This is a genomic window from Mesorhizobium sp. B2-3-11, from assembly GCF_006442215.1.
Lineage (GTDB): Bacteria > Pseudomonadota > Alphaproteobacteria > Rhizobiales > Rhizobiaceae > Mesorhizobium > Mesorhizobium salmacidum.
This window is the reverse complement of the sequence record NZ_VFVS01000001.1, coordinates 492098-517325: the sequence shown is the minus strand read 5'-3', so window position 1 is coordinate 517325 and position 25228 is coordinate 492098. Positions and strand designations below refer to the sequence as shown.

General features: G+C 61.8%; 25 protein-coding genes. 17 read left to right on the top strand and 8 right to left on the bottom strand.

Annotated elements, in window-relative coordinates:
* Positions 1 to 41 precede the first annotated feature (41 nt).
* From FJ960_RS02740 to otsB, 3 genes are all read left to right on the top strand, one after another.
* On the top strand, positions 42 to 2204 hold the full coding sequence (locus FJ960_RS02740; RefSeq protein WP_140711889.1) for an amylo-alpha-1,6-glucosidase: 2163 nt from the start codon (positions 42 to 44) through the stop codon (positions 2202 to 2204).
* A gap of 106 nt (positions 2205 to 2310) precedes the next feature.
* Positions 2311 to 4113: a trehalose-6-phosphate synthase gene (locus FJ960_RS02735; RefSeq protein ID WP_181174134.1), complete on the top strand. Its 1803-nt coding sequence runs from the start codon at positions 2311 to 2313 to the stop codon at positions 4111 to 4113.
* The gene (gene otsB / locus FJ960_RS02730; RefSeq protein ID WP_140711885.1) at positions 4113 to 4919 is read left to right on the top strand and encodes a trehalose-phosphatase; all 807 of its coding nucleotides are present in this window, start codon (positions 4113 to 4115) and stop codon (positions 4917 to 4919) included. The genes FJ960_RS02735 and otsB overlap by 1 nt, the downstream gene beginning before the upstream one ends.
* A gap of 46 nt (positions 4920 to 4965) precedes the next feature.
* On the opposite strand, the gene FJ960_RS02725 is transcribed toward otsB, so the two are convergent.
* Positions 4966 to 5706: a hypothetical protein gene (locus FJ960_RS02725; RefSeq protein ID WP_140510930.1), complete on the bottom strand. Its 741-nt coding sequence runs from the start codon at positions 5704 to 5706 to the stop codon at positions 4966 to 4968.
* Positions 5707 to 5901: 195 nt separating this feature from the next.
* Here FJ960_RS02725 and FJ960_RS02720 point away from each other — a divergent pair, with 195 nt between their 5' ends.
* Complete coding sequence (locus FJ960_RS02720) at positions 5902 to 7242, top strand: glycosyltransferase family 4 protein (protein WP_140711704.1); 1341 nt, start codon at positions 5902 to 5904, stop codon at positions 7240 to 7242.
* Entirely contained in the window at positions 7239 to 7943 is a 705-nt protein-coding gene (locus FJ960_RS02715) for a Stf0 family sulfotransferase (protein ID WP_181174133.1), read from the top strand. The genes FJ960_RS02720 and FJ960_RS02715 overlap by 4 nt, the downstream gene beginning before the upstream one ends.
* A gap of 55 nt (positions 7944 to 7998) precedes the next feature.
* Here FJ960_RS02715 and dprA read toward each other — a convergent pair whose 3' ends face one another.
* From dprA to FJ960_RS02695, 4 genes are read right to left on the bottom strand one after another with little or no spacing between them, the layout of a single operon-like run.
* Entirely contained in the window at positions 7999 to 9132 is a 1134-nt protein-coding gene (gene dprA, locus FJ960_RS02710; protein WP_140711700.1) for a DNA-processing protein DprA, read from the bottom strand.
* Positions 9129 to 9716, bottom strand: a complete 588-nt coding sequence (gene plsY, locus FJ960_RS02705) for a glycerol-3-phosphate 1-O-acyltransferase PlsY (protein WP_140711698.1) — start codon at positions 9714 to 9716, stop codon at positions 9129 to 9131. Before plsY ends, dprA begins: the two co-directional genes overlap by 4 nt.
* Before the next feature lie 54 nt (positions 9717 to 9770).
* Positions 9771 to 11057, bottom strand: a complete 1287-nt coding sequence (locus FJ960_RS02700) for a dihydroorotase (protein ID WP_140711696.1) — start codon at positions 11055 to 11057, stop codon at positions 9771 to 9773.
* Entirely contained in the window at positions 11054 to 12034 is a 981-nt protein-coding gene (locus FJ960_RS02695) for an aspartate carbamoyltransferase catalytic subunit (RefSeq protein WP_140505519.1), read from the bottom strand. Before FJ960_RS02695 ends, FJ960_RS02700 begins: the two co-directional genes overlap by 4 nt.
* A 171-nt stretch (positions 12035 to 12205) precedes the next feature.
* Between FJ960_RS02695 and FJ960_RS02690 the strand changes: the two genes are divergently transcribed.
* The 3 genes from FJ960_RS02690 (at position 12206) to FJ960_RS02680 (ending at position 14859) form a co-directional block, all read left to right on the top strand.
* Complete coding sequence (locus FJ960_RS02690) at positions 12206 to 13834, top strand: DNA alkylation response protein (protein ID WP_140711694.1); 1629 nt, start codon at positions 12206 to 12208, stop codon at positions 13832 to 13834.
* A gap of 135 nt (positions 13835 to 13969) precedes the next feature.
* Positions 13970 to 14518, top strand: a complete 549-nt coding sequence (locus FJ960_RS02685; RefSeq protein ID WP_140711883.1) for a hypothetical protein — start codon at positions 13970 to 13972, stop codon at positions 14516 to 14518.
* Entirely contained in the window at positions 14518 to 14859 is a 342-nt protein-coding gene (locus tag FJ960_RS02680; protein ID WP_027142588.1) for a DUF6105 family protein, read from the top strand. The genes FJ960_RS02685 and FJ960_RS02680 overlap by 1 nt, the downstream gene beginning before the upstream one ends.
* Here FJ960_RS02680 and ruvX read toward each other — a convergent pair.
* On the bottom strand, positions 14777 to 15283 hold the full coding sequence (gene ruvX / locus FJ960_RS02675) for a Holliday junction resolvase RuvX (protein ID WP_140505515.1): 507 nt from the start codon (positions 15281 to 15283) through the stop codon (positions 14777 to 14779). The genes FJ960_RS02680 and ruvX overlap by 83 nt on opposite strands.
* A 123-nt stretch (positions 15284 to 15406) precedes the next feature.
* Between ruvX and FJ960_RS02670 the strand changes: the two genes are divergently transcribed.
* From FJ960_RS02670 to FJ960_RS02645, 6 genes are all read left to right on the top strand, one after another.
* Positions 15407 to 16114 carry a metal-dependent hydrolase gene (locus tag FJ960_RS02670; RefSeq protein WP_140505513.1) on the top strand — a complete coding sequence of 236 codons (708 nt, stop codon included), beginning with the start codon at positions 15407 to 15409 and terminating at the stop codon, positions 16112 to 16114.
* A 24-nt stretch (positions 16115 to 16138) separates the two neighbouring features.
* Entirely contained in the window at positions 16139 to 16555 is a 417-nt protein-coding gene (locus FJ960_RS02665) for a hypothetical protein (RefSeq protein ID WP_140711692.1), read from the top strand.
* An 88-nt stretch (positions 16556 to 16643) separates the two neighbouring features.
* The gene (gene gatC, locus FJ960_RS02660; protein WP_015317757.1) at positions 16644 to 16931 is read left to right on the top strand and encodes an Asp-tRNA(Asn)/Glu-tRNA(Gln) amidotransferase subunit GatC; all 288 of its coding nucleotides are present in this window, start codon (positions 16644 to 16646) and stop codon (positions 16929 to 16931) included.
* 7 nt (positions 16932 to 16938) lie between these two features.
* The gene (locus tag FJ960_RS02655; RefSeq protein ID WP_140505507.1) at positions 16939 to 17394 is read left to right on the top strand and encodes a GNAT family N-acetyltransferase; all 456 of its coding nucleotides are present in this window, start codon (positions 16939 to 16941) and stop codon (positions 17392 to 17394) included.
* Complete coding sequence (locus FJ960_RS02650) at positions 17394 to 18959, top strand: amidase family protein (RefSeq protein WP_140505505.1); 1566 nt, start codon at positions 17394 to 17396, stop codon at positions 18957 to 18959. The genes FJ960_RS02655 and FJ960_RS02650 overlap by 1 nt, the downstream gene beginning before the upstream one ends.
* 109 nt (positions 18960 to 19068) lie before the next feature.
* The gene (locus tag FJ960_RS02645) at positions 19069 to 19866 is read left to right on the top strand and encodes a YdcF family protein (protein ID WP_140711690.1); all 798 of its coding nucleotides are present in this window, start codon (positions 19069 to 19071) and stop codon (positions 19864 to 19866) included.
* Here FJ960_RS02645 and FJ960_RS02640 read toward each other — a convergent pair.
* Positions 19839 to 20558: a DUF599 domain-containing protein gene (locus tag FJ960_RS02640; RefSeq protein ID WP_140711688.1), complete on the bottom strand. Its 720-nt coding sequence runs from the start codon at positions 20556 to 20558 to the stop codon at positions 19839 to 19841. The genes FJ960_RS02645 and FJ960_RS02640 overlap by 28 nt on opposite strands.
* 170 nt (positions 20559 to 20728) lie before the next feature.
* Between FJ960_RS02640 and FJ960_RS02635 the strand changes: the two genes are divergently transcribed.
* The 3 genes from FJ960_RS02635 to FJ960_RS02625 all read left to right on the top strand — a co-directional run bounded on the left by FJ960_RS02635 (position 20729) and on the right by FJ960_RS02625 (position 23694).
* Positions 20729 to 22132, top strand: a complete 1404-nt coding sequence (locus FJ960_RS02635) for an L-serine ammonia-lyase (RefSeq protein WP_140505500.1) — start codon at positions 20729 to 20731, stop codon at positions 22130 to 22132.
* A gap of 76 nt (positions 22133 to 22208) precedes the next feature.
* Complete coding sequence (locus FJ960_RS02630; RefSeq protein ID WP_140505498.1) at positions 22209 to 22646, top strand: DUF1489 family protein; 438 nt, start codon at positions 22209 to 22211, stop codon at positions 22644 to 22646.
* A gap of 346 nt (positions 22647 to 22992) precedes the next feature.
* Entirely contained in the window at positions 22993 to 23694 is a 702-nt protein-coding gene (locus FJ960_RS02625) for a DnaJ domain-containing protein (protein WP_140711686.1), read from the top strand.
* A 46-nt stretch (positions 23695 to 23740) separates the two neighbouring features.
* On the opposite strand, the gene FJ960_RS02620 is transcribed toward FJ960_RS02625, so the two are convergent.
* Positions 23741 to 25162, bottom strand: a complete 1422-nt coding sequence (locus FJ960_RS02620) for a D-alanyl-D-alanine carboxypeptidase family protein (RefSeq protein WP_140505495.1) — start codon at positions 25160 to 25162, stop codon at positions 23741 to 23743.
* Positions 25163 to 25228 lie beyond the last annotated feature (66 nt).

Here is a 25228-nt window from a genome sequence, read left to right as displayed (position 1 = left end):
TTCACCCGTCCAGAAATCAGCACGGGACAATCTTCTTGACCATTACCCAACTCGACGAGCGCAAGCTCGACCCTGCAATAGCACTGGCTTCCCTGGACGAAACCGCCCCCAGGGAACCGCATCGGCTTTACGCCCTCAAGCATAGCGATTGCTTTGCCGTCGCCGATGCCTATGGCGACATACGCGGCGCTGGCGACGGCTTCTTCCGTGACGACACGCGCATGCTCTCCGAATTTCGCCTGACCGTTGGCGGGCGGTCGCTGTCGTTGCTTGGCGCATCGCTTAGCCAGGACAACGTCCTGTTCACCAGCAACCTGACCAATCTGCCGATCGAGAGCGCCGCGGGCCGTCAGATTCCGCAGGGCGCGATCCATATCGAGCGGGTCAGGCTTCTGTGGGAGGAAAGGCTATATGAACGCATCACGCTCTCCAACTATAGCCGGGAGCATTCGACGGTCCTGGTGTCGCTGCGCTTTGGCGTCGATTTTCGCGACATGTTCGAAGTCCGAGGTTCGACCCGTTCCAAGCGCGGCACCGCGCACACGGCCGAGATCGACCAGAGTTCGGTCGTGCTTCGCTACGAAGGTCTGGACGAAGTGGAGCGGACATCGGCGATCTCGTTTTCACAGCCGCCCGATCAACTGACCTCCGAGCGGGCGGATTTCTTCATTGCCGTCACCAAGCGCAGCCGCCAGACGCTGTACGTGGAGGTGGGGAGCAAGACAGACGCCCGCCCGCAAATTGATCGGTTCCGGGCCGCCGCCGCCCGCGCCCGTTTCGGCATGCGCGCCAAGCGCCGGCATGGGGCGACGCTCCACAGTTCGGGCCGCGTCTTCAATGACTGGATGGAGCGGGCCCGCGCCGATGTGGCGCTGCTCACGACGGAACTGGCGACGGGGCCTTACCCCTATGCCGGCATTCCGTGGTTCTCCACCGCCTTCGGCCGGGACGGCGTGATTTCCGCTCTGCAGATGCTTTGGCTAAATCCCGGCCTCGCCCGTGGCGTTCTTGCGTTTCTCGCCCAGCACCAGGCGACCGAAACCTCACCCTTCAGCGATTCCGAGCCCGGCAAGATCATGCACGAGACCCGCAAGGGCGAGATGGCGGCGCTGAGTGAGTTGCCGTTCGGCCGCTATTATGGCGGCGTCGACACGACGCCGCTCTACATTCATCTCGCCTGCGCCTATGCGGACCGCACGGGAGACACGGAATTCATCGATAGCCTGTGGCCATCGCTGTGCGCCGCCGCCGAGTGGATCGAGACGGCGAGCCGTTCGACCGGGTTCCTTACCTACCAGCGCGCCGCGGAATCCGGTCTTGCCAACCAGGGATGGAAGGACAGTTTTGATTCCGTCTTCCATGCCGATGGCCGCATTCCGAAAGGACCGATCGCGCTGGTCGAGGTCCAGGGTTACGTCTTTGCGGCGTTCCACGGATTGGCAAAGCTTGCACGGCTGCGCGGCGAAGAGGAGCGGTCGGAAAATTGGGAACTGCGCGCCGATGCGATTCGCCAACATGTCGAACGCCATTTCTGGATCGAAGACCTTGGCTATTATGCGCTGGCGATCGATGGCGATGGCCAACCCTGCAAGGTGCGCACGTCCAATGCGGGCCACCTGCTCTATGTCGGCCTTCCCAATCCGGATCGCGCACGCATTGTCGCCGATCAACTGCTATCGGCTTCGTTCCATTCCGGCTGGGGGCTGAGAACGCTGGCGGACGACGCTATCTTCTTCAACCCGATGTCCTATCATAACGGCTCCATCTGGCCGCACGACACCGCGATCTGCGCCGCCGGACTGGCGCGCTACGGCATCCGCGACAACGTGGTGCGGTTGATGAGTGGGACCTTCGAATCCGCGGTTCATTTCAACATGCGGCTGCCCGAACTGTTCTGCGGATTCACGCGCGCGGCCGGCGAAGCGCCGATTGCCTATCCGGTGGCTTGCCTGCCGCAGGCCTGGTCCGCAGGCTCCGCCTTCATGCTCATGCAGGCTTGCCTGGGCCTTCAGATTGACGGTCGGACGAACGAAATTCACGTGACCCAGCCGCGCTTGCCGATCGGTATCGACAATCTCGTCATTCGCCATCTCTCGGTAGGACATGTGGCGGTGGATCTGACGTTCCAGCGCGTGGGAGATCGTGTCGGCGCCTTCCTTGCGGATGCGCACGAGGGACTGGTGCCTCTGGTGGTCAGGAGTTGAAAAATCGGAACCATCATGAGTGCGGAACGTTGGATCACCACGTCATGGATGCCGGAGATCCTGTCGGTGGACTTGCCGCGTCCCATTGAAAGGTAGTCAATTCGAAATGCCCGACAACAGTTGGTATCTGGTCGTCCCTTCGGCCGCAATGTGGCTCTTCATTCTCGCAATTGTCGGTATCTCATGTGTCGCGCTTGCGGTGGTAATGTCGCGGGGACAGGCCAGGAGCGCGAAGCTCGCCAGGTATGAAGCAGAACCCATTCGCGGTCCGTTGCCGGAATTCGAGAAGAACGGGCAATCCACGACCGCCGCGCTCGTCCAATGGTCGCCGGAAACCTTGCGTCACATTTTGGCGAAGGAACTTCCCGATGCGCAGGTGATCGTGGTTTCAAACCGCGAACCCTATATCCACAACCGCAACGGCGATGAAATCCAACTGGTCGTGCCCGCCAGCGGGCTGGTCTCCGCGCTGGAGCCGATTACGCGCGCCTGCGCCGGCACATGGATCGCCTATGGTGGCGGTTCGGCCGATCCGCTTGTCGTCGACGAAAATGACCGCGTCGAGGTGCCGCCTGAAAATCCTTCCTATACGTTGCGCCGCGTCTGGCTGAGCGAGGAAGAACTGCAAGGCTATTACCTGGGCTTTGCCAATGAAGGGCTCTGGCCGCTGTGCCACATAGCCTTCACCCGGCCGATATTCCGCGCCTCCGACTGGGAGGCCTATGAGGCGGTCAACCGTAAATTCGCCGATACCGTCGTCGCGGAGGCACGTAACGAGCGGCCCATCGTGCTGGTCCAGGACTACCATTTCGCGCTGTTGCCGCGGATGATCCGGGAGCGCCTGCCGGAAGCGATCATCATCACCTTCTGGCACATTCCGTGGCCGAATTCAGAGGTGTTCAGCATCTGCCCATGGCGCGAGAAGATTCTCGAAGGATTGCTGGGCAGTTCAATCGTCGGCTTTCACACCCAGTTCCATTGCAACAACTTCATCGATAGCGTCGACCGCTTCCTGGAGAGCAGGATCGAGCGTGAGGATTCCGCCATCTCCTATGGCGGTCAGATCAGCCTGGTTCACGCCTATCCGATTTCAATCGAATGGGAGCCGCCGCGTCTGAGCAAACTGCCTGCCGTTGCAGAATGTCGCCGGCTTATCCGCGATAAATTCGGCTTTACCGAAAACGTCAGGCTGTGCGTGGGCGTCGAACGCCTCGACTATACCAAGGGCATCCTGGACCGCCTCAACGCGCTCGATGAGTTGCTCACACTGCATCCGGAATGGATCGGCAAGGTGGCGTTCCTGCAGGTCGCCGCGCCAAGCCGCGGCACCTTGCCTGCCTATCAACAATTGTACGAGGAATGTCTGCGCCATGCCGAGGATATCAACCAGCGCCATGGTCGTGAAGGCTATACCCCGGTGGTGCTGGTGACCGAACATCACTCGCAAACACAGGTCTACGAGATTTACCGGGCCGCCGACGTCTGCATGGTCACCAGCCTTCACGATGGCATGAACCTGGTTGCAAAGGAGTTTGTCGCGGCGCGCGAGGATGAACAGGGCGTGCTGCTGCTCAGCATGTTTGCCGGCGCGTCGAAGGAGCTGCTGGAGGCGTTGATCGTCAATCCCTATGACGCGGCGATGATGGGCGACGCCCTGCTGCAAGCCTTGACCATGTCACCGGAAGAGCAAAGTCAGCGCATGCGACGCATGCGCGAGGTCGTACGCGAAAACAATGTCTATCGATGGGCGGGCAGCATGCTGTTCGATGCGGCGCGCCTGCGCAAACGCGATGCGGTCGATCGTGCCGTCAATGGCGCCCCCGGTTCTTCTGGCCCCGGTTCTTCTGGCCCCGGTTCTTCTGGCAATGTGATATCGCTGCTCGACCGCAAGCGCGTGGCAGCGCTGTGATGTCGACATTGTCAAACTTGACCGAACCCAACGTCCCGCAGGATGCGTGGTGCCTTTTCCTCGATATCGATGGCACGCTTCTCGAACATGCCGCGCATCCAGATGCGGTGGTTGTCGGCGATGAATTGCGGACGCTGTTGGCGGGGCTCGATTTGCAATTGGACGGAGCTCTGGCGTTCATCACGGGACGGTCGATCGCCGCGGTCGATCATCTTTTCCAGCCCCTCAGATTGCGCGCCGCCGGGCTTTACGGCCTTGAACACAGGCTCACGCGTGATGGTCCGGTCGAGGCGGCGGGAGAGCCGGCCGACATTGCGGCGCTTGCCGAGGAAATCGAAGCGGAGCTGGGCAGTGCGGACGTCTATATCGAGCGCAAGGGTCCGATCCTGGCAATCCACACGCGCGCGGCACCGCAATTGTTGCAGCGCGCGACGCAACTCGTCGAGCAGGCGCTGGACAGGTTGCCCGCGGGGTATCGGGTGCTGGCTGGCAATGCCGGCGTTGAATTGATGCCGTTGGAGGCGGCGAAGGGAGCGGCAATCAGGCGCTTTTTGGATCTGCCGGCTTTCGAGGGGAGGCGGCCGGTGTTTCTTGGCGACGACACATCCGACGAGAATGGTTTTGAGGCCGTGAATGAGATGGACGGCATCTCGATCCGCATCAAACCGAGCGGACCGACAGCGGCGCGCCACGTGCTTGCCGGGGTTGGCGAGGCCTTGGCTTGGCTGGCTGCGGTGAGCCAGACTCAGTCCGTCACCGCCGGCTCGTTCGGCAAGACGGTTCGGGCAAAGGCCGGGCGGGACTGAAGGAATAATGCTTGTCGAAGAATTCAAGAGTCGATGACAGTCCAGTTCAGCAGAAGCCTTTAAGCATCAATTGCTGTACCACCGGCTGCACATTCTCTCGGTAGGTGATGCATCTATCGTAGAGCTTCCTCGCGACGCGCTCTTTGCCGATCCGCTCCCATTCAGGGGTCCAGGACTTGTTCCAGTCGAAATTCTGCGAGATGAGAAGTTCCCTATCGAAACACTGCGGGTCTCGATCCAAAATTTGTCGAGCCTCATCTGCAAGCGGCGTATAAGCTTTGACCGCTGCTATCTTTCTGGCGCGGGCTGCCGAATCCAGCTGAACTTCCACCTCGACAAGTCCCGGCACGTTGGGAACCGCCGCCGAACAAAGGTGCTTGTGGCCCGGTCTGGCGCCGTGCAGCCTGCCATTAAGAGCATTACCAAACGCGCATGCGAGATCGTGAATAGGATTGTAGCCATCGACCGCATCGGAAACGACTTGAACGTCTTGAAATTCCATCAAATCGAGACGAATTTGCCTCAGCACGTCGGCAAAGAAACCACCGTCCGTGGTCAACAGCGCTTTGTACCAGGCGGAATCCGGAATTTCGCCAAAGATTGCTCCGGCAGTCGCACCGGCGGCGTCCACCGCCTCGCGCGAGAATTTGGTTCGAGCCTGGTTACGCCCGCCCGAGCCATCCGTGAGCAGATACACTCGCGGCCTGCTAAGCTCCAGCCAATGATGGATTCTGAGCTCATGTCCTGGATGTGCGAGGATCAGCACATGTTGCAACTTTTCAGGCATGTGGTCGCTCTCTAGTCATACTCCGGCATTGCCCAGCCGGAGGCCGAAATCAGGTTGCGTCGAAATGCTGTGCAACGGTCCCGCAAGTTTGGACGCCATCTGGAATCCTTGTCTGGTCAATGGCTTCGAACTAAGAAACGCTGCCTAGCACCCATTGTCTTTGTCGCCAATGCGGAACAGGCCAGGAGGCCGCCTTTGCGGATACTTATAACCAACCTGTTTGTGTCGCAAAATAGCGGCTCGGAATCCGTCGTGGAATTGCTTGCCGACGGACTTCGCGGCGCGGGGCATCAAACTATGTTGTTAGCGCCGATGCTTGGCGACATGGCTGACAGGCTCCGCAGCCGCGGGCACCAAGTGGTTGATCGGATCGCGGAGATTATCGAAAGGCCCGATGTGATCCACGGGCAGCATCTGACTCCCTGTCTGACCGCGGTCGCCAGATTTCCTGATGTGCCGGCCGTATTCTCCTGTCATAGCGCCTTCTTCGAGGTCGAGGCCCCGATGCTCCATCCACAGATTCGCCATTGGATCGCGGTGGACGAGGCGTGCAAAGCAAGATGCCTCTCACGGGGTGTGCCGGCAGACAGGTTGGATATTGTTTTCAATGCGGTTGATCTCGAACGTTTCAAGCAGCGACCGCGGCTGCCCTCGAGGCCGCAGAGGGGGCTGCTGCTAACCAAGAATTTCGAGCACCAGCAAGCAGTGCGAGAAGCCTGCCTCAAAAGCGGAATTCACCTCGATGAGCTGGGGTCCGCGACAGGCCGGTACTCATATCAACTCGAAAAAGATCTGCTCGAGTACGACATCGTGTTTGCGACTGCCCGAATGGCTATCGAGGCGGCAGCAGTGGGGTGCTCGGTTGTGGTTTGCGACGGACGTGGCTTCGCCGGCTTGCTGACTGCAGGAAACATGGAAATGTGGCGGCGCATGAACCTCGGCGTCGGACTTCTGACCAGACCGACCACAATCCACGATCTGTTGGAGGCGATCTCGAAATTTGATGCCGACGATGCCGCCGAGGTGACAGCCTATTTTCGTGGAACGGTAGGTGCAGGCGACTTCATCAAGGAACATCTTCGAATTTATGATCAGGCCATACAGGCCAATTCTGCTACCACGGCAGACGAACGGTCGCTCGCCACCGCTTGCTGGATCGAAGAGATTGGTGTTTCAGCCTCACCTCGCAAATGGCTCCAGATTGCCAAGGAACTGCACGGGTTGGTCGGCCCTGAAACCTCGCTGTTGCAGTTGCTGCAGTCAAACACAGAAACCCTAGAGGGCAGTGCAGTGGCGTTGGCCGACCTTGGTGGACAGGTCAATTCCATCAAGCTCGATACGGCCCAACTTGATTCGCTCTCCCACGCGTCAGCTTCGATCGTTAACGTGACCGAAATCACCCGAGACACATTGTCTCGAATAGATCAGAATCTGGCAGTTCTTTCGGATTTGGCAAGCAAACTCAAACGATTATATAACAGTTTGACCCCTCTATTTTTGCGAAAGATTCTTCTCAGGATGCGAGAGCGAATTTGAAGGTAGCTGACGGAATTCGTGGCTACTCAATTTGTACATCGCCAAGATCTGGCAGCAACTTCCTGTGTCAGCATCTTAGCAGTACCGGCGTGCTCGGACATCCGCTTGAATATTTCAACTGGAGGGGTCGTCGATTTTTTAATGATCCAACCTTCCCTGAATGCATCGTCGGCCAAGTCGAGAAAATTCTCACCATGGGCGCGACGCCCAATCGTATCTACGGCCTGAAAATCTTTGCGCACCAGCATGATTGGATTTCGAGAGAAATCGATTGGATCAATGCGCTTCCAAATCTTCATTTTGTGTATCTTTCCAGGCGAGACCTTCTCGGTCAGGCGGTATCTTGGGCAAGGGCGATCCAAACGGGTCAGTACCGATCGACCCAGCCCGCAAACCAGCCGGCGGTTTTCGATGCCGAACTGATTCGGAGGCAGCTCGATGTGCTGGTTCGGGAAAGGGCGCGTTGGGAGATGTTCTATGCACGAACGGGGATCGAACCTCTAAGACTCGAATATGAGCTAGTTGTCGCGAACCCACAGGATGCCGTCCGCAAAGTCGCCGATATGATGGGCCTGCAACTGCAGCCCAATCAGGATTTCAGCAAAGTCGTCATCCAGAAACAGCGAGACTCGATCAACCTCGAATGGGCCCATCGTTTCAAGTTAGAGCAGGGCAATCCAAATGTGTTGGATATCGTATGAGGTCGTCACATGCCGTCGCGATGGAATACTGCGGGAATTGCAGGCGGCGCTGTCGTCAGCCTTCCCCGAAAACCAGCGAAACATTGCCACCCGCGTGGCGCTCGAGGCGACTGGCGAGGTCGAGTTCCAGCAGCACCATGAAGACCTGGGCCGGGTGCAGGCCGGTGTGGCGGATGATTTCGTCGACCGGCACCGGTGTCGGCCCCAGCGCCTCGATCACCTTGGCGCAGTCGCTCTCGCCCGGTGGCGGTGTTGCCGAAAAATCGGGCGGGTCTTCAAACGGCGGCACCTCAGGCGCTCGCATGCCGGTCAGCGGAAGGATCGCCCTGGCTATGTCCGAAGCTTCGGTGACCAGCGTGGCGCCGTCCTTGAGCAGGCCGTTGGTACCGGCTGCGCGCGGATCGAGTGGGGAGCCGGGGACCGCAAAGACGAGTCGGCCCATCTCGCCGGCAAGCCTGGCGCTGATCAGCGAGCCTGAGCGCTGCGCTGCCTCGACCACCACCAGTCCAAGGGCAGCACCAGCAACAAGACGGTTACGGCGCGGGAAATCCTGGGCACGCGGCTGCCAGCCGAACGGCATTTCCGAGATGATGGCGCCGCGCTCGGCAATGTCATCGCACAGGCCGGTATTTTCGGGCGGGTAGGGCAGGTCGAGGCCGCCCGCGAGCACTCCGACCGTACCGGTCAAGAGACTGCCCTGATGCGCCGCTGTGTCGATGCCGCGCGCCAGGCCGGAGATGATGCCGTAGCCCTCTCTTGCGAGATCGGCTGCCAGCATGCGCGCCATCTTGATGCCGGCAAGCGACGCGTTGCGGGCGCCGACAATCGCGACCCCCGGCAGTCGGAACACCGCGGCATTACCCTTGACCGCCAGCAGCGGCGGCGGATTGTCCATGCTGCGCAGCAGCGGCGGATAGTCTGCCTCGCCGATGCCGACAAAGCGTGCACCGATCCGCCTCGCGGCCTCCATCTCGGCCTCGGTTTCGGCAACGGAAGGGATGCGAACGATCCGGTTGGCGCCACCGGAAATCATCAGTTCCGGCAGCATTTCCAACGCGACCTCGGCCGAACCGAAGCGGTTGATCAGGTCGCGAAAAGAGGCCGGGCCGACATTCTGGGTGCGGATCAGCCGCAGCCAGCTTAGCCGCTGGCGATCGGTGAGACGCGGCCCGGCGGCCGGTTCGCTCACCCCTTGGCTCCGATCTTGCCTTCGGTGCCGGCAATCAGCCGCGAAATGTTTTCCCGGTGTTTGATGAAGACAATGATGCTCATCACCACGAACAGCACTGCAATCCGCGGTGTGCTCATGAAATACAGGGCGATCGGGACGACGACGGCCGCAGCCAGCGCTGCCAGCGAGGAGAAGCGGAACAGAAAAGCCATCACCAGCCAGACAATGGCGAAGATCAACGCCACCTGCCAGGCAAGGCCGACCAGCACACCGAGATAGGTCGCGACGCCCTTGCCCCCTTTAAACCTCAGCCATGCCGGAAACAGGTGGCCCAGAAAGGCGCCAAAGCCAGCCCAGACCGCCGTCTCAGGCGCGAAATGGCCTGCTACCAGCACGGCGGCCGTGCCTTTCAGCGCATCGAGCAGCAAGGTGGCGGCGGCGAGGCCCTTGTTGCCGGTGCGCAGCACATTGGTGGCGCCGATATTGCCGGAGCCGATCTTGCGTACGTCACCAAGGCCAGCCGCGCGGGTGAGCAGCAGGCCAAACGGAATTGAGCCCAGCAGATAACCGAACACCAACGCCAGGATCAGGCCGTAAGTCATTGTTTCCCCCGCATTGTCCACAACCATGTCCGATGTGGCATGGTTACCGCCGGCTCAGGCAGAAAATACTGTGCGGCCCGCCACCAGCGTTTGCAAGACCTTGCCTTGCAGTCGTGCGCCTTCGAAGCATGTGTTTTTCGAGCGCGAGCGGATGCCGCTTTCACTGACAATCCAGGGTTCATCGAGATCGACGAGGGCGAGATCGGCTACCGCGCCCGGCTTCAGTGTGCCGCCGGGCAATCCAAACAGCCTCGCCGGCGCGGTGGACAAGGTTTCGATCAGCCTGAGCAAAGGCACGTCGCCATTGTGGTAGAGCCGCAAGGCCGCCCCAAGCAGGGTTTCGAGGCCGATGGCGCCAGCAGCGGCGTCAGCGAAGGGCAGCCGCTTGGTGTCGACATCCTGCGGATCATGCGAAGAGACGATGACATCGATCGTTCCGTCCTTCACCGCCTCGATCACAGCCAGCCGGTCTTCCTCGGCGCGCAGCGGCGGCGTCAGGCGGAAGAAGGTGCGGTACTCGCCGACGTCGTTTTCATTGAGCGACAGATTGTGGATCGATACGCCCGATGTCACTGCCGCGCCGTCAGCCTTCGCCCGCGCCATGGCGCTTGCCGCCATTGCCGTCGAGATCTTCGCGGCGTGGTACGAACCGCGCGTCAGCCGCGCCAGCGCGAGGTCCCGCTCGAGCGGGATGGATTCGGCTTCACGCGGAATGCCGGAAAGACCGAGCCAACTGGCATACAGGCCTTCATTCATGACGCCCGAGGACCCAAGGTCGGCATCCTGCGTTTCATGGACGATGGTGGCGCCGAAATCGCGCGCGTAGGTCAGCGCGCGGCGCATCACCAGCGCGCTCGATATCGTATGCCGCCCATCGGTGAAGGCGACCGCACCCGCCTCGCGTAGCAGGCCGAACTCCGTCATTTCGCGCCCGTGGAGGCCCTTGGTGATGGCGGCGGCCGGAAAGATGTTGACGACGGCCGTATCCTTGGCGGTGCGCAGCACGAATTCGACCAGCGCCACATTGTCGATCACCGGGTCGGTATCGGGCATCATGACGATCGACGTCACCCCGCCCGCGGCCGCGGCGACACTCGCCGAAGCGATGGTTTCGCGATGCTCGCCGCCCGGCTCTCCGATGAAGACGCGGCCATCGATCAAACCTGGCATGATCGCCTTGCCGGCGCAGTCGATTGCCGTGGCGCCGTCGGGGACGCCCTGGTTCAGCGCTGCCTTGCCAGCGGCAACGACTTTCTTGCCATCGATTATGACCGAGCCGACTTCGTCGATGCCGCGCGAAGGGTCGAGGATGCGGGCACGTTCAAAGACCGTGATGCTCATGCGCCGCGGCCCCCTTGATTGCGGCCCTCTTGATTACGACGGGGATCGAGCAGCGCTTCCATCACCGCCATGCGCACGGCGACACCCATTTCCACCTGCTCCTGGATGACGCTTTGCGGGCCGTCGGCGATTTCGGAGGCGATCTCGACACCTCGGTTCATCGGGCCGGGATGCATGACCAGCGCGTCGTCCTTGGCCGCCTTCAGCTTCTCGGCATCCAGGCCGAAATAACGGAAATATTCGCGTACCGACGGCACGAAGGCGCCCTCCATGCGCTCGCGCTGCAAGCGCAACATCATCACCACATCCGCGTCCTTGAGGCCTTCCGCCATCGAGCGGCAGACGATGACGCCCATCCTTTCGATGCCCGAGGGCAACAGCGTCGAGGGCGCCACCACGCGGACCTGTGCGCCGAGTGCGTTCAGCAGCATGATGTTGGAGCGCGCCACGCGCGAATGCAGGATGTCGCCGCAGATCGCCACGATCAGCTTCGACAGCGGACCCTTGGCGCGGCGGATGGTGAGCGCGTCGAGCAGCGCCTGTGTCGGGTGTTCATGCGCGCCATCACCGGCATTGACCACCGAGCAGCCGACCTTCTGCGCCAGAAGGGCCGCCGCGCCCGCCGACTGATGGCGGATGATCAATATATCGGGCCGCATGGCGTTCAGTGTCATCGCGGTGTCGATGAGCGTTTCGCCCTTTTTCACGGAAGAGCTCGCCACCGACATGTTCATGACGTCGGCGCCGAGCCGTTTTCCGGCCAGTTCGAAGGACGACTGCGTGCGGGTCGAGGCTTCGTAGAAGAGGTTGATCTGGGTGCGGCCGCGCAGCGTCGAGGTCTTTTTCTCGGACTGCCGCGAGATCGCGACCGCCCGATCCGCCCTGTCGAGCAACAACTCGATGTCGGCGGGCGAAAGATCGCTGATGCCCAGAAGATGGCGGTGAGGATAGAATGGCAGGGACGAAGCGTCGGTCATCTCAAGGGGCTGCTATAGGGTGCGGATTTCGCGCCCGCAAGCACCCGCTTTGGATTGACGCCGTTCTCCCCGGTATTTTCGTCGCGCGCGCGGCAACGCTTGGGCTATACCTAGCCGATGGCCTCGGATTCGAGGCTTTCCGACGATAGGGCCTTTCTAGAAGGATTGGGCGTGACCGACGACGTGACGAACCAGCCGCCGCCGTTGACGGGCGGCAACGCCTGGCGAGGCGATCCGTTGCTGATCCAGCTTGCCGAGCGCTTTTCGGATCCGGTGCGCAAGGATCTCGATGGGCTTGGCCGTTTCGTGCTCACGCAAGAAGCCCAGGAACTGGCGCGCCTCGCCAATGTCGAGACACCGAAACTCAGGACCCACGATCGCCAGGGACGGCGCATCGACCTGGTTGAATTCCATCCCGCCTACCACGCCTTGATGCGCCGTTCGGTGGCCAACGGCCTGCACTCTTCAGTCTGGGAAAATGGCGACGCCGAGATTGGCCGCCGCCATCAGGTGCGGGCCGCCCGTTTCTACCTGACCGCCGAGCTCGAGACCGGACACCTCTGCCCCATCACCATGACCAGCGCCTCGCTGGCGGCGCTGATGGCCAGTCCAAAACTGTTTCGCGAATGGGCGCCGCGCGTAACGACGCGCAAATACGACCAGAGCCAAAAGCCGCCGGTCGAGAAGACCGGGCTGACGCTCGGCATGGGCATGACCGAGAAACAGGGCGGCACGGATGTGCGGGCCAATGTGACCAGGGCGGAACGCGTCGGAAGTGGGTTCTACCGCCTGACGGGACACAAATGGTTCATGTCGGCGCCGATGTCGGATGCCTTTCTAGTGCTGGCGCAAGCGCCGGAGGGGCTGTCATGCTTCCTGGTGCCGCGCGTGCTCGGCGACGGGTCGGGCAATGGCTTTCGCTTCCAGCGGCTGAAGGACAAGCTCGGCAACCGCTCCAACGCGTCTTCCGAGGTCGAGTTCGTCAACGCCATCGGCGAGACGGTCGGCGAGCCCGGCGCCGGCGTCAAGACGATCATGGACATGGTGACGCTGACCCGGCTCGACTGCGCGGTGGCGTCTTCGGCGATCATGCGAGCGGGGCTGGCCGAAGCGATCCATCATGCTCGTCATCGCCAGGTGTTCGGGACCAACCTGATCGAGCAACCGCTTATGCAGCGGGTGCTGGCCGACATGGCGCTCGATGTCGCCGCGGCGACCGCGCTCTCGTTCCGGCTGGCGCGTTCCTTCGACGAGGCGGCGAGCGATCGCGGCGAGGCGGCGTTCGCCCGCGCCATGACGCCGGTCGTCAAATACTGGGTCTGCAAGATCGCGCCGCCGCTGCTTTATGAGGCGATGGAGTGCCTTGGCGGCAATGGCTATGTCGAGGAAGCTCCGCTCGCGCGCTATTACCGCGAAGCACCTGTCAACGCGATCTGGGAAGGATCGGGCAATGTCATGGCGCTCGATGTGCTGCGCGTGCTTGGCCGCGCCCCGGGCCTTTTCGAAGAGGTGCTGGGCGGCATCGACCGCGACCTGGGTGCCGGCGGACGCGGCACGGTCGGTGTTCTGAAGGCGGCCATGCAGGTCGCTTCGACCGACGAGGGCTCGGCCCGGCTGCTGACGGAACAGCTTGCGCTGTCGGCGGCGGCGGCCGAGTTGCGCCGGCTGGGGGCAGGGCGGATCGCCGACGCTTTCGTCGAGACGCGGCTCGCGGGCCAGTGGCGCAATACCTACGGTATGCTCGATTCTCGTCACGATGCGCGCATGATCATCGATACGCTTTATCCGACGGTGAATTGACGGCGATGCCATTCATCATCCGAGGGCGTTGCCGGAATCTTCACCGGCCCAGCCGCCGTTAACCTTAACAAATGGTTCCCATTGCGGCAGCGCACCGCAAAGCCCACTGTCATTCCTGTCGAAGCAGGAATCACGATGCGACACGTATTGACCTCCTTTCTGTCCGTGCACTGGGCGATCGTTTTCGGCCTGCTCGCGCTGATTTGTATCGATGGAAATCGAGGTGTGGCGGCGGCTCTTGGCGTACTCGGGGTGGCCGTCGAGAGCGCCCGATTGATCAATCTGGAGAATATCGTCGTGGTCGCTCCGCTGGCGACCGCGTTGCTGGTCGTGGCGGTGCTGTTCTTCTGGGCCTTTGTCGATACGCTGATCAACGACGCGTCCAGCCCGGGCGCCGACAGCGTCATTCGCATCGCCTTTATTTCAGCTTCCGGCGTGATGTCGATGATCCTGATCGGCGGCGCGGCCCAAGGCATCAACGGTCTGTTCATGGTGGTGGCCGTGCAACTGGCTGCACTTCTGGCTTCCTATGTCGCGATGCTCGCCGAACGGCGTTCGGTAGCTGCGTTGGATGAGGACGAATTCCACGCCACGGCGCACAGCATGGCGAAGGCCGCGGCGCATAATTCGCTGCTCTCCCTGATATCGGGCCGGACCGGCTCGAACGGCAAGGGAGGTCGCTGATGCGCTACATCTTCGCGTTGTGGGCGGGCCCGATGGCGTTGTTCTGGGGCTGGTTCTATCTGTCGGCCAACGACATGAATTTCGGCTACGTCATGCTCAGCCGGCAGATGCACGACTTCTTCTTCCAGCTCTATGGTCAGATACTCGGTATCGATCCAGCGATCATCCCCGGTATGGTGGCCAAGACCTGCATCTTCGACGGTTTTCTGCTTATGGCGCTGTGGGCGTTTCGCCGCCGCAGTGAGATCATCGGCTGGATCAGGCAGAGGTCGGTGGTTCAGGTTCCCTTCGATCGGCTGCATCGAGCGACTGAAGCCGGTCCAAAACTCCCTGCAGAATAAAGGCAGCTGCCGCCGAATCGATCTTGCCGGCACGTTTGGCGCGCGAGAAGTCCATTTCGATCAGCGTCCGTTCGGCCGCGACCGTCGATAGCCGCTCATCCCAGAACACGAAGGGCAGGTCACTCAGCTGCGCCATGTTGCGCACGAAGGCGCGCGATTTCTGTGCGCGTGGGCCTTCCGACCCGTCCATGTTGATCGGCAGTCCGATCGCCACCGCACCGACATTCTCCTTCTCCAGCAACGCCAAAAGGACGGCGGCATCGAGTGAGAATTTCTTTCTGAGGATGACCGGACGGGGATGAGCGAAGGAGAAACCCCGGTCGGAAACAGCGACGCCGATCGTCTTGTCGCCGAGATCGAGCCCCGCCAGGGTCTTGCCATGGGCGAGCCGTGCCGGCAATTGCTCAATCGTGATGACAGCCAACGGTTTTCCTCGTCTTTTCGGCGCCACGCGTCTTTTCGGATGCGCGGCGGACACTATACCCTTTGATATCTGGGCTATCGGCGTTCTATCGTCTGGCTCGGCAAAAATCGAGGAAATGCATTCATGAAACTGACCTGGTACGGCCACTCGGCCTTCCGCATCGAAACGGGTGCCGCGAAAATCCTGATCGACCCTTATCTGATCGGCAACCCGTCCTGGACGGGCGATTGGGAAGGGCCGGCCGAAGGGATCACGCATGTTCTTTTGACACACGGGCATAGCGACCACATCAGCGGCGCGCTGGAAGTGCTCGGCAAGAGCGGCGCGCAACTGGTCGCCAATTTCGAGATCTGCATGTACCTGGTCGGCAAGGGCGTCAGCGACAAGGGGATCAATCCCGGCAATATCGGCGGCACGGTCGATTGCGGCGGCTTCACCACCACCTTCGTCCAGGCGCTGCACTCTTCCTCGTTTGGCGAAGAGGGCGGCAAGAACGTCTATCTCGGCAATCCGGGCGGGCTGGTTCTGCATTTCCCGGAAGACAAGACGCTCTACCACATGGGCGATACCGACATTTTTTCCGACATGGCGCTGATCAACGAATTGCACGAGCCGAAGATCGGTATTGTTCCGATCGGCGACCGCTTCACCATGGGCGGCGCGGTGGCAGCCCTTGCCTGCCGCCGCTTCTTCAAGTTCGACACGGTTATCCCTTGCCATTTCGGCACGTTTCCGATGATCGATCCGACGCCTGAGAAGTTCGAAGCCGGCATGGAAGGTTCCGGCGTCAAGGTCGCATTGCCGAACATCGGGGAAACGATTACCATCTAGAAACAACCAAAGCGGAACAAATCCATGGCGTTGGGGCGATCTCTTTGCGTGTCGATGTTTGTCGCGGCGTCGCCCGCGCTCGCCGCGGATGATTTCATCGAAGGCGTCTATCTCCAGTCCGAGGAACTTTGCGTGCAGGCTAAAAAGGACACGCTGCAGACGCTTGTCGATGCCGGCAACACCGTGCTTTCGAAGAATGGCCTGCAAGGCGTGGAATACAATTGCGAGTTCGTGCAGGTCAGCAAGGCGACGCGCTCGCCGAGCTGGGCGGTGACGGCCATCTGCCAGGAACCGGGCTATGTCTTTCCCGATGTCCTGTCGGTGACGCGGATCAGCCCGACGCAGCTCGATCTCGTCTCGGTCCGGCCCATCGACGATGAGAGCGAGGCGAGCGGTAACAGCGGCAGCTATTATCTATGCGAAGGCGTTGAGCTGCCATGAAGCTGTTTGCCCGATTGTCGGCCGGCGCATGTTGCGCGCCGCGCGCCGCGCCGCTATAGCGCGGACTGGTTTTTCCCGAGGCGAATACATGTCCGTTGATGTCAAGACAGTGAAGCGCGTTGCGCATCTCGCCCGCATCGCAGTGAGCGAGGAAGATGCCGAGCGCATGACCGGCGAGTTGAACGCCATACTGGGCTTCGTCGAACAACTGAACGAGGTCGATGTTTCCGGCGTCGAACCAATGACCTCGGTGACCCCGATGGAGATGAAGAAGCGCGGGGATGTCGTCACCGACGGCAACAAGGCGGCCGACATTGTCGCCAATGCACCGGCGACCGACGAGAATTTCTTCCTCGTGCCGAAGGTCGTGGAGTAAGGCGTCGATGGCAATCGAGATCGCCATCGAGACGCCGCTGCAGAATGACGTGCGCGACCTGGTCAGGCAACTCAACGAAACCTTGCTCGAATTGACGCCGCCGGAGCATTGCTACCATCTGACGGTCGAGCAGATGGCGGGCCATGACACGACCGTGTTCATCGCCCGCGACAACGGCACCGCCATTGGTTGTGGAGCGCTGAAGCGCCATGGCGGCGCCATTGGCGAGGTCAAACGCATGTATATCAGGCCATCGCATCGCGGTCGGCGGATCGGTGCCAGGATTGTGGAACGCGTTGAAGCCTTGGCGCGCGATGAAGGGCTGAAGCGGCTGGTGCTGGAGACCGGCGATCGCCATCCCGCCGCCTGGACCGTCTATGAACGTGCCGGTTTCTCGCGTTGCGGCCCGGTGCTGGATTATCCCGATTCCGAGTGGTCGGTATTTTACGAAAAGAGCCTTTGATGAGCGACCTGACCCATCTGACGATTTCACAGGCCCGCGCCAAGCTGCGCGCCAAGGAGATCACCGCGACCGAGATCACCGAGGCCTATCTCTTGGCGATCGATCGCGCCAATCCGACGCTCAATGCCTATGTCGCGGTGACCGGCGACAAGGCGCGCGACATGGCCAAGACGTCGGACGCCAGGCTGCTCAAGGGCGAGGGCGGTGCGCTGGAGGGCATTCCGCTCGGGATCAAGGACCTGTTCGGCACCGAAGGCGTCCATACCCAGGCTTGCAGCCACGTGCTCGACGGCTTCAAGCCGCGCTATGAATCGACTGTCACATCCAATCTGTGGGCCGACGGCGCGGTCATGCTTGGCAAGCTCAACATGGACGAATTCGCCATGGGCTCGTCCAACGAGACCTCCTACTATGGCCCGGTCATCAACCCGTGGCGGCGTTCGCGCCTCGATACGGTGGTGATGCCGACGACACATCAGGGTGACGGCGGCTTCGTTTCGGCTGGTGGCACGAAAACCCAGCGCAGCCTCGACAATGCACAGCTGGTGCCGGGCGGCTCTTCCGGCGGCTCGGCGACCGCTGTGTCAGCCTTCCTGTGTGCCGGTGCGACGGCGACCGACACTGGCGGTTCGATACGCCAGCCGGCCGCCTTCACCGGCACGGTCGGCATCAAGCCGACCTATGGCCGCTGCTCGCGCTGGGGCATCGTCGCCTTTGCCTCGTCGCTCGACCAGGCCGGGCCGATCGCTCGCGACGTGCGCGATGCCGCGATCCTGCTCAAGTCGATGGCCTCGGCCGATCCGAAGGACACCACGTCCGTCGACCGGCCGGTGCCGGACTATGAGGCTGCGATCGGCAAGCCGATCAAGGGCATGAAGGTCGGCATTCCCAAGGAATACCGCGTCGACGGCATGCCGGAGGAGATCGAGGCGCTGTGGCAGAAGGGTATTGCCTGGCTCAGGGATGCCGGTGCCGAGATCGTCGACATCTCCCTGCCGCACACCAAGTATGCGCTGCCTGCCTATTACATCGTCGCGCCGGCCGAGGCTTCTTCCAACCTCGCCCGCTATGACGGCGTCCGCTACGGCTTGCGCGTGCCGGGCAAGGACATCGTCGAGATGTACGAGAAGACCCGCGCCGCCGGCTTCGGCCGCGAGGTCAAGCGCCGCATCATGATCGGTACCTATGTGCTGTCGGCCGGCTACTACGACGCCTACTATCTGCAGGCTCAGAAGGTGCGCAATCTGATCAAGCGCGACTTCGAAAACGTCTTCGCCGCCGGCGTCGATGTCATCCTGACGCCGGCTACACCGTCCGCCGCCTTTGGCATAGCCGACGAGGACATGGCCGCCGATCCGGTCAAGATGTATCTCAACGACATTTTCACGGTCACCGTGAACATGGCCGGTCTGCCGGGCATTGCCGTGCCTGCCGGCCTGGATCCCAAGGGATTGCCGCTCGGCCTGCAACTGATCGGCAGGCCGTTCGAGGAAGAGACATTGTTCCAGACCGCCGCCGTCATCGAGCAGGCGGCCGGCTCATTCCAGCCGGAGAAGTGGTGGTAAGGGTACCGCTCGCCTGGCGCATGATCCCGAAAATCGCGATCGATTTTCGGAGAGAATCATGCGCAAAACCAAAGCATTACAGAGCCCTTGATGCCGTAAGGGTTGAGCGATGTTCTACTATCTTTCCAAGATCTTCTGGTTCTTCATCCAGCCGCTCAACCTGACGATCTTCCTGCTTTTGGCGGGGCTGATCGCCGGGATGATCGGCCGGCGGCGACTTGCCGTCACCGGCAGCGTGCTGGCGTTCCTGATCCTTGCGCTGTCGGCCTGGACATCATTTGGCGCCATGATGCTCAATCCGTTGGAGGAACGCTTTCCCAAGCCGCCTTTGCCGGCGAAGGTAGACGGCATCGTCGTGCTCGGCGGCGGCTTCGAGGGCGCCATCAACCTCGCGCGTGGCGGCTATGAATTGAACAGCAGCGGCGATCGCATGGTCGAGACCGCAATCCTCGCCCGGCGTTTCCCGCAGGCAAAGGTGGTCGTCTCCGGTGGAAACGGCTCACTGTTCTTCGACGGCGAAGGTGATGCCGACACCGCTCCGCGCCTGCTCGAGGCGCTGGGTGTCCCGGCCGATCGGCTGATCCTCGAAGACAAATCCCGCAACACCTACGAGAATGCGGTCTTCAGCCACGAACTGGTCAAACCCAAACCGGGCGAGACATGGCTACTGGTGACATCAGCCTTTCACATGCCACGCGCCAAGGCGCTGTTCGACAAGGCCGGTTTTTCAACCGTTCCCTGGCCGGTCGACTATCGCACCTCCGGTCGGGAAGGCATCGGGCTGTTTCGCGACAATGCGGCCGATTCAGTGCAGAACACGACCATGGCCGTCCGCGAGTGGATCGGACTTTTCGCCTATTGGCTTTCCGGGCGTATCGATCAGCCGTTTCCGGCGCCGGGCGGCTGACCGATCACGGCGCGCCGCGCCGCCGAGAAGAACTGGCGCCGTATCAGGACGGCCAGCAGCAGAAGCGTCGACAGCACGAACACCACCGGATCCACGAACCAGCCGAGATAGCCGATCGAGAAGAACACGCCGCGCAAGCCCGAATTGAAATGCTTGCCGGCCAGCACATTCATTTGCGTCGCGCGCCACACAGCCGTTTGCGTGACGTGATTGCGCGAGGCTTCGCCATGTGGGATCGGCACGGCGCCAATCAGGATCGAGCAGTAATTGAACAGCCTGTAGGCCCAGCCGAATTTGAAGAAGGCAAAGGCCAGGATCAGCACCAGTCCCAGCACCTTGATCTGAAAGGCCGAGCGCGACGGCGCGCCGCCCAAGGGCAGAGTGCTCAGCACCTCAAGCACCCGGTCGGACGCGCCAAGCAGGGCGAAACAGCCGCCGAGCGCGATCAGTGAACTGGAGGCGAAGAAGGCGGTTCCCTGCTGCAGGCCGCTCATGATGGCGGTGTCGACGATGCGGATCTCACGCTCGGCCATGGTGCGCATCCAGGCCTCGCGTTGGGCATTCATTGCAGTCGTCAGCGAGATGCGGCTAACCAGCTTGCCATCGGACGCAAGCGTGTGCAGCACCCATGCGAGGAGGAAAAAGCCCAGCGCCGCGAGATCGGCCGTCGAAAGATAGGAGGAATCGCCCATAGGGGGAATTTATCACATCTTGATCGCTTTGATCGCCGCATGCAGCGTCGGGCAATCAATGTCGCTGCCGGAGCAAACAAGGTCGGCAGGTGCTGCGCCGCGATTGTCAAAAGAGCGGAAACATCTCGGGAATTCCTATATGTAGTCCTCGACATGATCCAGGAGACAGCGTGTTCCTTTCGGTTTTCGACCTGTTCAAGATCGGCATCGGCCCCTCGAGCTCGCACACCATGGGGCCTATGACGGCTGCGCGCCGGTTTCTCGACGAGGTCGCGGGCGACGACTGGCCGCGCCCCGCCGGCGCCAAGGTCGACCGCATCGGCGCCAGCCTGCATGGCTCGCTCGCCTATACCGGCATCGGCCATGGCAGCGACCGTGCCGTCATTCTCGGCCTTGCCGGCCAGACGCCGCAAACGGTCGACCCCGACCAGGCTGACGGCATCATCAGCCGCATCACCGCCGACAAGCTGATTTCACCGCCCGGCCACCCATCCTACCATTTCGACCCGACCACCGATCTGGTGCTCGACCGCAAGACACCGCTCACCGGTCATGCCAACGGCATGGCGTTCTACGCCTACGACGCCGGCGGCCGGTTGCTGCTCAAGCGCATCTACTATTCGATCGGCGGTGGCTTCGTGGTTTCGGAAGAAGAGCTGCAGCGGATGAAGGCAAAGGGCTCGGTCACGACCGAGGGCAAGAAGGTGCCGTATCCCTTCAAGAACGCGGTCGAGATGCTGAAGATGGCGGCCAAGAGCGGCCTTTCCATTGCCGACATGAAGCGCACCAACGAGGAAACGCAGATGTCGCGCGAGGCGCTCGACACCGGTCTCGACGCTATCTGGGATGCGATGAAGGGCTGCATCGACCGCGGCCTGTCGCAGGACGGCATCATGCCGGGTGGGCTGAAGGTGCGGCGGCGCGCCAGGCAGCTGCATGACAAGCTGCAGGAGCAGTGGCAGCAGAACCGGCCGAACCCGCTGCTCGCCAATGACTGGCTTTCGATCTATGCGATGGCCGTCAACGAGGAGAATGCCGCCGGCGGGCGTGTCGTCACCGCGCCGACCAACGGCGCGGCCGGCACGCTGCCGGCGGTGCTGCGCTACTGGCTGCATTTCCATCCCGAGGCCGACCAGCCGAGCATCCGCGACTTCCTGCTGACGGCAGCGGCTGTCGGCGGCATCATCAAGTCCAATGCGTCGATCTCCGGCGCCGAAGTCGGCTGCCAGGGCGAGGTGGGCTCGGCCTCGGCGATGGCGGCCGCCGGGCTGTGCGCCGTCATGGGCGGCACGCCCGAACAGGTCGAGAATGCCGCCGAGATCGCGCTCGAACATCATCTCGGCATGACCTGCGACCCGGTCGGCGGGCTGGTCCAGGTGCCATGTATAGAGCGCAACGCTCTGGGTGCCGTCAAGGCGGTGACGGCCGCGTCACTGGCCATCAAAGGCGACGGCGTGCATTTCGTGCCGCTCGATGCCGCGATCGAGACCATGCGCCAGACCGGCCTCGATATGAACGAAAAGTACAAGGAAACCAGCCTTGGCGGGCTTGCGGTCAACGTCGTGGAGTGTTGAGGGCTGGCCCAAACCGGCACTGTGGAGAAGTCCGTCAGGCCGTTGACGTCTCGGCGCCCCGAATTAACCTTAGCGAATGGCTCTCAATCTCCTAAAGCTTTGCGTCGGCTGCGACAGTGTCGAGGATCTCGAAGAGTGGATCGCCTTCCGTCTTGACGAGCGCCGCCGTGCCGGTGAACCAGCCGAACACTGGCACACCACCCGCATGATGCCGACACGTGGCGCCGAGGTCACCGATGGCGGCTCGCTCTACTGGGTGATCAAGGGCAGCGTGCAATGCCGCCAATTGATCACGGAGATACGGCCGTTCATCGATGACGACGGCATCGGCCGCTGCCATTTGATGCTCGATCCCGAGGTGGTGCGTACCGACTGGCAGCCGCGCCGCGCCTTCCAGGGCTGGCGTTACCTGAAGCCAGCGGACGCTCCGGCCGATCTCGGCAAGGGCAAGGCGGGATTGGTCGAGATGCCGCCGAAACTCAGGCGCGAGCTGGCCGAACTCGGCTTGCTCTAACGCATGTCGCCCAAAAGTGACCTCGGTTTTGGGAGAACGACATGCATAAAGACAAAGCCTCTGAAGCGCGTCGCATAGGTCCGTTTCGACGCGACGTGCTTTAGACTTTTTCTGGCCCTCAATCTTGCCTCGTGCTGGACTTGCAAGCGACGGGACAACGCCACATCTTCAAATCCATGCGCGATGAAGAACCGTCGAAGTCGACACAGGCCGCGGCGTTGCGGAACCAGTTCGCACGATGGTCCTCTTCCAGCCCGGGTAAAGGCCATGATTCTGGCGCAGAAAAAGTGTTGAAGGACATCACGCGGCTGTCCAGGCGGACAGGATACCTGCGGGGCGATGGGAAATGTTAGGCGCAATTATCGTTGTGGTCGCGTTGTTGCTGGTGCTCCTGGGGGTAGCCACGGCCTTTCTCCGCGCGGATCCGGCGCAACTCGCAAGCGGGATGAGAACCTTGGGGCCGATCCTGCTGGCGCTGGTCGGCGGCGCCGTGCTCCTGGTAGGGCATCAAGCCATCGGCGGCATCATCCTGTTCGTGGCAATCGCCTGGTACGGCGCCACGCGTACAGGCCGGCCAAATGCCAGGCCGGTTGCTGGAAAACGCTCAACCGTGCGGACAGCGGCACTCGAGATGGAACTCGATCACAATACGGGCGGCCTTGAAGGGCTGGTTCTGGCCGGCCGCCACGATGGCAAGATGCTCGGCTCGATGACCCTTGCGGAATTGCAGCATCTCTACCGCGAGCTCTCCGGCGATCCGGAGAGCCGGCAGTTGCTAGAGACGTATCTTGACGGCAGATTTCCCGTCTGGCGCAAACACGCTGAGACGAACGGTGGCGAAGGGCTGGGTGTTGCGCCAAGTCCGGGCGCCATGACTAAGGAGGAGGCCTACAAGGTCCTTGGTCTTGAAGCGGGGGCCGCCGCGGCGGATGTCCGCAAGGCGCACCGCCGCCTGATGCAGCGCCTGCACCCCGATATCGGCGGCACGTCTTTCCTGGCGGCGCGGATTAACGAAGCCAAGGACGTCTTGCTCTCCAATCACAACTAGTCTCCTTCGACGCAAAATTTTTCCGGGAGATACCTTCCACGCGGTCCTATTGCTGGACGGCGTAGCACTCGATTTTCTTCTTCTTCAAAGCGGTGCAAGCCTTCCACGCGGCATCCTTCGACCCAAAGCCGCCGAAACGCGCGCGGTAGTAGGTGACGCCGTCCTTGTCGAAAGCGACGGTGAAGCCGGAAGCGTCGGCCAGCACCTTGGGAGCCTGCTTGGTTGTGTTGTCGAGGAAAGCCTGGGCTTCGGACTGCTTCGGCGAGGAAGCGACCTGGATGGCCCAGCCTGACGGGACCGACGCGGTGTTGACCGGATCAACGGCCGGGGCGGGCTCTGCATAGGCAGCCACGACCTGTGCGGTGGCGACCTTGGGAGCGGAGACGATGACCGTCTTCACCTTCTTTGCCGGGACAACCAGCTTGGGGGTCTCTGCCTCGGCTGTATCCTCGTCCTCGCTGTCGCCCTGGGCAACGGTCGCGTCGTTCGCGACGGCCGTATCGGCTTCCGCCACGGCCACCGGCTTTTCGTCCGGAGTCGGCGCGTCATGCTTGGGCAGGAGAACCTTCGCAAGTGCGCTGATGGGATTGCTGTCCGCCTTGGCGACCAGATCGCCGCCACCGCGGGTCGATGCCCTCGGCAAATAGGCGTTGATCAGACCAGCCATCTGGTTGTCGCGGCTGCCGCCCGAGGTGCCGCCCATGACGACGGCGACAAGGCGGCGGTTGCCGTCAGATACGGATGAGACGAGATTGAAGCCGGAGGCGCGGGTGTAGCCGGTCTTGATGCCGTCGACGCCCTTGATGCGTCCGAGCAGGCGGTTGTGCCCGTTGATGCGCTGGCGACCGTAGAGAAAGGAGCGCTGCGCGAAATAGCCATAGTACTGGGGAAAATGTTCCCTGAGTGCGATGCCGAGCGTGGCCATGTCGCGCGCGGTGGTGAACTGCCCCGGGTCGGGCAGGCCGTTGGCGTTGCGGAAGACGGTGCCGTTCATGCCGAGCTGCCGCGCCTTGGCCGTCATCATGCGGGCGAAATTGGTTTCATTGCCGCCGAGCATCTCGCCGAGCGCGGTCGCCGAGTCGTTGGCCGACTTCGTGACTATCGACAGGATCGCGGTCTCGACCGCGACCGATCCGCCCGGCTTCACGCCGAGTTTGGTCGGCGCCTCGGCGGATGCATGGGCTGAAAACACGACTGGCGTGTTTCTGCTGATCTTGCCCTTCGCCATCGCTTCGAAGGTCAGATAGAGCGTCATCATCTTGGTCAGCGAGGCAGGATAGCGCCGGCCATCGGCATTGGCCGAGTAGAGCACTTTGCCGGTCTTGGCGTCGACGACGATGGCTGCCGATTTTGCCGCGAACGACGAGGCGGCACCCGCGACGACGAATGTCATCGCCATGGCGAGGATCATGATCGTTTTGAGAGGGGACGCGGATTTGGAAACGATGCCCGACAACGCCTGACGCACTGGTAGTTCCTTTGAATTTCTCGTTGCGTTGGAGGCGGCAAAGGGATCCTGCCTCACTTCCAGCCA